This is a genomic window from Shewanella sp. SM95, from assembly GCF_025653595.1.
GTDB lineage: Bacteria > Pseudomonadota > Gammaproteobacteria > Enterobacterales > Shewanellaceae > Shewanella > Shewanella oncorhynchi.
The window spans coordinates 1-7,453 of sequence record NZ_JAKKSE010000047.1 but is presented as its reverse complement, the minus strand read 5'-3'; the positions used below and the strand labels follow the sequence as shown (position 1 = coordinate 7,453).

At 44.0% G+C, this 7,453-nt stretch carries 10 protein-coding genes and 1 pseudogene; 1 reads left to right on the top strand and 10 read right to left on the bottom strand.

What is annotated here, in order from left to right:
* The 9 genes and pseudogenes from L5M29_RS23400 to L5M29_RS23360 all read right to left on the bottom strand — a co-directional run.
* A pseudogene (locus L5M29_RS23400) lies at positions 1 to 162 on the bottom strand (IS110 family transposase); the annotation flags it as partial.
* A 106-nt stretch (positions 163 to 268) separates the two neighbouring features.
* Complete coding sequence (locus L5M29_RS23395; protein WP_259483843.1) at positions 269 to 1,771, bottom strand: hypothetical protein; 1,503 nt, start codon at positions 1,769 to 1,771, stop codon at positions 269 to 271.
* A 510-nt stretch (positions 1,772 to 2,281) separates the two neighbouring features.
* Positions 2,282 to 2,893 carry a DUF1524 domain-containing protein gene (locus L5M29_RS23390; RefSeq protein WP_254803683.1) on the bottom strand — a complete coding sequence of 204 codons (612 nt, stop codon included), beginning with the start codon at positions 2,891 to 2,893 and terminating at the stop codon, positions 2,282 to 2,284.
* Positions 2,894 to 2,903: 10 nt separating this feature from the next.
* Positions 2,904 to 3,212 carry a hypothetical protein gene (locus tag L5M29_RS23385; RefSeq protein ID WP_208660757.1) on the bottom strand — a complete coding sequence of 103 codons (309 nt, stop codon included), beginning with the start codon at positions 3,210 to 3,212 and terminating at the stop codon, positions 2,904 to 2,906.
* 22 nt (positions 3,213 to 3,234) lie between these two features.
* Positions 3,235 to 4,131, bottom strand: coding sequence for a hypothetical protein (locus L5M29_RS23380; protein ID WP_208660758.1), 897 nt, complete (start codon positions 4,129 to 4,131; stop codon positions 3,235 to 3,237).
* Between the two features lie 10 nt (positions 4,132 to 4,141).
* Positions 4,142 to 4,789, bottom strand: a complete 648-nt coding sequence (locus tag L5M29_RS23375) for a recombinase RecT (RefSeq protein WP_259483845.1) — start codon at positions 4,787 to 4,789, stop codon at positions 4,142 to 4,144.
* A 13-nt stretch (positions 4,790 to 4,802) separates the two neighbouring features.
* Positions 4,803 to 5,525: a recombinase RecT gene (locus tag L5M29_RS23370; RefSeq protein WP_011711518.1), complete on the bottom strand. Its 723-nt coding sequence runs from the start codon at positions 5,523 to 5,525 to the stop codon at positions 4,803 to 4,805.
* A 77-nt stretch (positions 5,526 to 5,602) separates the two neighbouring features.
* Positions 5,603 to 5,866, bottom strand: a complete 264-nt coding sequence (locus tag L5M29_RS23365) for a hypothetical protein (protein ID WP_259563902.1) — start codon at positions 5,864 to 5,866, stop codon at positions 5,603 to 5,605.
* Positions 5,867 to 5,879: 13 nt separating this feature from the next.
* On the bottom strand, positions 5,880 to 6,581 hold the full coding sequence (locus tag L5M29_RS23360; protein ID WP_259563903.1) for a hypothetical protein: 702 nt from the start codon (positions 6,579 to 6,581) through the stop codon (positions 5,880 to 5,882).
* Between the two features lie 71 nt (positions 6,582 to 6,652).
* Between L5M29_RS23360 and L5M29_RS23355 the strand changes: the two genes are divergently transcribed.
* Positions 6,653 to 7,183, top strand: a complete 531-nt coding sequence (locus tag L5M29_RS23355; RefSeq protein WP_086903608.1) for a lytic transglycosylase domain-containing protein — start codon at positions 6,653 to 6,655, stop codon at positions 7,181 to 7,183.
* Between the two features lie 81 nt (positions 7,184 to 7,264).
* On the opposite strand, the gene L5M29_RS23350 is transcribed toward L5M29_RS23355, so the two are convergent.
* Positions 7,265 to 7,453 (bottom strand): zinc ribbon domain-containing protein (locus L5M29_RS23350; RefSeq protein WP_263169791.1); only part of this gene is annotated, 189 nt, incomplete at its 5' end.

Below are 7,453 nucleotides of genomic sequence, written 5' to 3'. Positions count from 1 at the left end.
GGCCTCCATAGCAATAAGGCTACCTTCGGGGAATTGTCTAATTTTATCGAGCAGCTTGTTTCTGTTAACCTTTTTGTTACTCATGACAGAGTTATCCATAAGACAAACACAAACTTGAAAAACATTTTTGGCTAAATCGATACCAATAACTTTAATATCCATGATGGAAACCTCCAGAACTATTTGTCAGCTTTAAGCTTGGCATAATACTGCAAGCTTAGGTGCTGAGGCGTCCATCACATCACTACAACACCATTACTAATAAAACCTACAGTTTCATAGGATAATTCAAAAAGTGTTCTTTATACGTCTTTAATAAAGCAGGGGTATTGGATTCTTCAATAAAGGACAAGACGTTATTATAATTCTTATAGTTTATCTGATATTTTTTTGTCGCGTTTTTAGCATTATTAAGACGAGCTAACGCCTCATCAGAGAAGGCTCCAGATGTCCAAAATTCAAATATAAATTTTTTGTTTTTCCAATCAGGATGAGATAAGCAATATTTATAAAATACTGGCACTTGCTCAATCAGCCAATAATCAATCTCATCTTTTGTAACCTGTTTGTTGATGTTATATCCTTTCCCTTCAATAAAAAGCACTTCTTTATTGTTTGAAGCAACAACATCTGCTTCTTTCTGAATTCCATTAACGTCCCTACAAAACTTATTAAGTTCCACCCCGTTATACCCAGTAGCTCTCATGGCTTCAGCAACAACGTGCTCGAATAACGCGCCCCTTAAGCGACTTGCGGCTCCTTCTACCTTCCCCAGCGTTTTGAAAATGATATCTAACTTTTCTCCTGAAGCCCCCACTCTTGACACTTGAGACAGGAGTTCTATTAGCTCCTTCATCCCGCTATTAACCTCTTTGTCAAACACCGACGAAATAGTGGCAGGAGATACTCCTGTTGCCTTTAATTTATTAAAGGCACTTTCAGAATATGAAGAAGCAAAAAAGAAAAATAGCTGTCTACCTACATTTTTAAGACTTCGTAAAGAATTGAGTTTTTGAATAAATGGCTGAATACCTTTTTCACTAACCTCGCTATTGAGCAAAATATCACACACAACGAAACCTGATTTAATCGTTCCAGCATTCGATTCACCGCTAACCAAAGGGCTTAGATATGATGGTGCAGCTAAATCCCATGCAGTAGTACTGACTACTGGGTTGTGTTCATTTGAACGTGTTTTTACTTGATTATACGATACAAAGCCGAGATTTCTCAGCCATGTAGTTATACCTCTCAACAACAGGTCTTCCGCTAAAAGTCTAGCTTTCATATGCGGTATTAGTGATTGAACATGATTAGCATGAAGCCCTAGATAAACACATGCGCCAACACCATCTACAGTTATCTCCTTAAGGAGGTTTGTATTAAACAGTCGAGTAAGAACGGTATTTGCAGACAAATGCTTCTTTTGCTTGATAGGGGCACCACAGATAATCTCAAAATGGCATCTTGGGATAATGCCCCCACGTTCTTCAATAGCTGAAATGGCAAATCCATATGCTGAATTACAGGACAGAAGTGCTTCGCTTAAACGACCCCAATAGTGCCCAGTTCCAGCTTGTTCTCTGAGAAATAAAAACTTGGCACGTCTAGGAAATGAAAGCTCTAAACGCAGTATGTCCTGTGTCGCTCGAGAAACCCGCTGCCTAGCTGCTTGTGAACTTAACCCATGAGAAAGAATTAGATATTCCGTTATCTCAGAGCTTAAACTGGGACCATTTTCCAATAGATACAGACGAACCAAATCATTCATTGTCACACTGCGCTATATATACAAGATGTAATATGCATCGTAGCAAAAGAAAACGTTCTGATACACATACGTTGCCACACAAGGGTTTCAGAGAAGGGAAATGATAAAAAAATGGCACACATGTCACAGTCGCATTTTTAATCCTAATTTCTGGTGCAAATTCAGGCTTTCTCAGAAGACTTACAAGACCCACAGCGTTTCAGAATACCTATTTACCATAACGTCATCTTGGACGCAGTTGTGACAACCGCGCTGACGCGCGTTGATGTTTGAGTTGCTTAGGGCGGGTAGCCTTCAAATTCACCGTCAGCCAGCATTTTTGCAACAGCGCGGTGGTTAAAGGGATGATTGAATCGCCACCATTAAATAGCCACTCTGTAGCATTACTAACATTTGGTCAAACATGGAGTGCCGGTGTTAGTCGAGCGCAGTCTGCTAGCTCGTTTTGGGGCATAAACGATTTAGAAAAGGCAGTACAGCGATGTGAGCGCTGCCTTTCAGTATGATCCTTTAATACTCAGTATCAAACTTAACTTGGTGAAAAGTATTACTCTCCAACAAGTTTGACCACGTTTCCCCCCTTTGACACTGAGCTACCAGCGCCAGCGCCCGTGGTTCTTCTTTAGTGAAATATTTTAGATGATACGTTTTCATGATCCGGTAAAATCGCAAGATATACTGACACTGATTGGTGGGCGGTAACCACTCGGTGATCCCCGCAGATCCTTTTTCTTTATTCAATCCCTTTTCGACTACCTGCAGATTTCTCACATCGTTTGCGAACATCTCACGCTGATAGCGATCCCAATATTTACCGCCTCGGGCATGGGCATAGCCAAGCGGTACAGTGTGATCCACATCGAGCGCAAAGGGATCGAGATAGATTTGCCCCGTCCAAGGTGACACCCATCTTCCCCGAGTCACGGTTTTACCATCACGGCTAAAACTTGGTTTAACCGTGGATTGTGTAGCGAGTAAGTCGTGGCGCGTATTGAGACCATTGCCATCCAGATCACTCCAATGCGGGTAATCTTCACGGTGATACTTCAGGTCGGCCGCAGCCAAACCGTTAGTAATGGACAAGGAAAGCATAAGTAATGCGAGTGAACTCAGCCTGGTCATACTAGGCGCCTTATTGGTTAAACAGTGATTGAACAACAAATGGGTCCGGCTCAAGCTCAAAATCATCCCCCTTCATGGTAGCCGTGCCGCTTAGGCACACGATTTTGTGGCATGAATCGCAGATACCGATTCCACGATAGAGAATGTCACTCTCTACGAGATGAATACTGCCCCTAACTAATTCATCCTTAAATTCTTCACCACACTTACACTCCATCTTAAACTCACTGACAATCTTTCCACTGCCTAGCGTTAGCGGGAATTGGCTCGCAAATGGCTGATGCTGCCCCATATACACTTTGATTTGCTTTGCGTTCACGTTGACCTCTCTTGATGTCCAATCACTCTGACAGATACTTCCAACGAAGCAATTTTTTACCTTTTAGAATGAGTTCTACATCGTACAAACCAGAGTCTCTTAAACCCGCCAAACCCTGTAACGTGTTCCCCATAATTTCTTTTGTCTGGTTCGATTTCACCACAGTCCCAATCGCCACGACTCTGCGCTGTAAGGCGCTAACTTTGCTCAGCACTTCATAGGCTGTCGGCATCTTGGCCAGCACGTCGATATTTGGCAAAGGAGCCATCACCGGCACCCGAATATCAACCGAGGGCAAATGACGCAGTGCAGCGAGTGATCGCCCTGCAGATGCTTTACGCGCATTCAGACTTGGGGTTAACTTGGGCGATAATGGCTCCCCATCCTCTGCCACGTCCAAAATGAGATAACCGCTATTTGATTCCTCAAACATCGCAGACGTGACTTGCTCTTGGCCCACAAACCATGCAATCAATTTGGTGCAAACATGGAAGCTCTCACAGTGATGCGTGGTTAATACACTTAACTTTCCCTGATCTTTAACCAGCGTAAAAATCTGGCTAGTACCGCTTTCTACAATCCAATCACCGGCACAGATTTCCGGCATCGACTTCAGTATCTCTAATGGCTCACTCACTTTAGTCGCTGGGAGCGGCAACGTCCCTTCTTGTAAGAAGTAAGCCCCTAACTGAATAAAATGCTGAGTCCACACCGCGAATCGATTTTGAATGACCTCCCACACGGAGTTGTTGTCACGCAGGATCACTTCTAGCGCTTTCACGCCTTGATTAACCGAATTAGTGGCAATGGTTATCGAGTCATGTTCAACATACGCCTCAACGGTGAAAGTAGATGTCACGTTAGACGCAATCGTGAAGGGTGTTTTTAAACGGGTTGTCGGCTTTACTTGTAATTCCATTTTTCGCCTCTTAAGCCGCTTCTGACCATGCTTTTTCGGAAAGTCTCACTGTTTTAGCTAAGATCATCCCTACAAAAAATTCATTCCAAGCTCTTGTGGCCACCTGACGATGTTCAAAGGTCGTCATGAGATCATCAAAGGTGAAATGTGTTACGCACACACCGCCACCAGCGAGCTCTGCTACACAATAGGCACCGCGGATATTTCCACGATTCTTGCTAAATGGGTCATATTGGTGGCGAGGTGGAGTAAAAGAGTCAATCCACTGAAAATCATCGGCTTCATACACAATCACAGGTCGTGCAGAACGGATGATCCCCGCCTTTGCCGCCGCGTCACGGTAACCACGGTATGTCCAGCACAGTTGCACCCCTAACCAACCACTATCGTAGTAAGCCCCTAACAGAATAGATGCCTGCTTGCGGTTCGGATTGAGGCTGATTTGTGCTTGTGTCAACTCAGTCATGACATCAAAAACGCTATGAATATTTACCCAGCCAATTTGGGATGGATTGAGCATTAACAGGCGCTGCAACTGAGCAAATAAAATGTTTAGCTCCGAGTACGGAAAATTGTTATTAGGGTATGCAGTATCAAATTCGACACAGAGATGTTGAACGTAGTGTGCGGCATCTGCCGAGGTGTATCTGGTACTCATAAAAACCTCTGGTTTAGTCAAATAGTGCATCGAAACGACATGCTGATGTTTCTACCACGCCAGCAGCCATAAACTTTGTTTTCTTGGTCGGTGCTTCAATTTTGCGGATTGGCCTTAACGCCTCACAATGCGCCGTAAGGGTGTTATAAAAGCCGTCAAATGCAGTGATCGCGACATGGTTTAATAGGCGCCAAAGCGCTTGCTTCTTTACCATTTCATCGACGTAGATTGATTGCCAAACCTCTGAGCCGTTCTCAGCTACAGATTCCAGTTCAATTTGGTCAATCTCAAAGGACACGTATTCGCCTGATGGCAATAGCGCTGAAGCAATACCGCCACGCAATTCGCCACGTTTAGGTGATAAGCCAACCAAGCTGACCAGTGGCATTCTGTCGTTAAAAACTCGAATAGAGTCCCCTTCTCGAATGGCCCATGCCTGATATGCTTGAATTTCACCCGATTGCAGCGCTAAATCCAGACCGCCGATATAGGTCAGTTTGGTTTCAATCTGACCTTCGTCATTCAGCGCCAAATACAGCAGATTTTCACCTGGGCTCCATGACAAGCCTGTCGCAGCGTAAACACTGAGCATGTAGGCTTCTAACTGGTCTCTGGGAAGGTCAAAACCCGATTCATCGATAACATACTGAATATGCATTTTTTCGATGTTTATCTCAGGAACGGTCACTTGCCGATTGTTGGCTATAGCTAACTGTATGTACTGACTCGCTTTCATAACGTAATCGCTTTGTTTTTACTGTTATGAGTATTAAGCCACACACTTTTTTTCTGGCAAATTTTTGGAATATTTCTTTATAAACAAGCCACTTGATTTGTGGTTGTCGCGGCGATCATGGTGTGCATCCATGAAAACTGGCTGACTGAACAGGCTTCAAATCCCACAATCTGACCTCTTTCACGACATAATTTCACCAGTCGTCCTCGGTCAATTAGGTACACAATTGCTGGTATTTTCGCTTCCGGCAAAAATTCTGAGATATAGGTCGCAGGGATTCGGTTGGACGTTAGATTTTCTAAAACGATGTAAAGGTCATTGATATGCAAAACTGACAGCATAGGTACTCCTTAACTACTCTCTGCCAAATTTGATTTTCTCGGAGGATGTCAGTTGGTTCCAACCTATCATTTTGGCCATGGGAAGGGGCTCTGCATCTACGAGATACTTACGCTGATTACGTTGTTCGGAGTTCACTTCATTGTCTTGGCCTGGCTTCTGTATAGTGGTAATGCTCGTGAGTGGAATAGTGCCAAAAATTGACTCTCTTTCGTAGAATAAGCAGCTTACGTGAGCCTTGCTGTCCTCTTTAATTCCGCCAGTGGTCTCAGCCATATACCCGTCAATAACGACAGCGCAGTCAGGGTAATCAGTAAACACGAGGCTGATTTTAAATTTTGTATCGTCGGCAAGGTAAGTGGTCACCCCATCGAATTGCACAGTCAAATTCGACTTGGCCACAGGATTGGCTGCAGCCAATGTGTCGAGTGAGCGAATAGAAACATTGACAGGATCAGTTAACAACGCGTTGTCTGCATTACTCGCCAGTTTGTACCACAAGATAAATCTATCGACACCGCCGGAATACATAAAATACGCAAGGACAGATACCGACACCACGGAGACAATTACCGGATCAAGACCTCTCCGTTTTCGAGAGTTATCCGCAAGCGATTTGTTTTTTAGCTTGTTTTTAAGCGAATCTAAAAAACTGAATTTGTTGGCTTTAATATTCTTAACCAATGATTCCAAAATCGTTGCGCCGCTGAATGCCATTCGAATGCTTCTCTAATAAATATCTCGTGTTATACTCGCCGATATTACACACTTTTTTAAACACAAACAACATGTCAACTATTGCAGATTTGAACGACACTTACTTAAGTAATGGCTATCGAGTACCCCAGCAGGAACTTGAGTTTTGTATTGCTAAAGCTGCTCGGCCTATCGACCCAGACTTATTACTCGCGGTACTGGTTGCTGAGGGCGGCAGACGTGGGGCGATTGTTCAGAATAAGAATGGTTCGTTTGATCTGGGCGTTGGTCAAATCAACACGATTCAGTATACGGAGACATGGTTTAAGTCGCGCTACCCTGATTGGCGTCAAGTGGCCCAGGATACGTGTACTGGCGTTGCTGCTGCCGCTGACGTATTGCTGCGCCGTATGTCAGAATTGAACGTAGGTCAGTCGGTGTGGGAGGCGGTTGGTCATTACAACTCTAAAACTGCCACGGTAAAAATCCAATACTTACAGAATGTAATGCAGATTTATACCAGACTTTCACAGAACAAGGGGACTGAATATCGTCCTTGGATGACCATTACCCACAAGCAAAAGCACTTCTTTACTTGGAGTAATAGAGAATCAGAGCGCTAATTGACTGCTCCCCTCCCTATCGAAGGGGATTCTTGTTTCAAGGCGTTATGCCCGAAGTTCATTAGAACAATCGGGACTTACTTACGCTCCACAAGCTAACACCGCTTGCCCAGCGGCTTTGATATTAATAGCGGCATTGGTATCACGGTCTAAGCGCGCTTCACACGCTGGACAAGTCCAATGCCTTATATGTAACGGTAGAGAATCAACTACGTGACCACAGCAATTACAACGCTTACTAGACGGATACCACTTGTCAATCTGGACAAG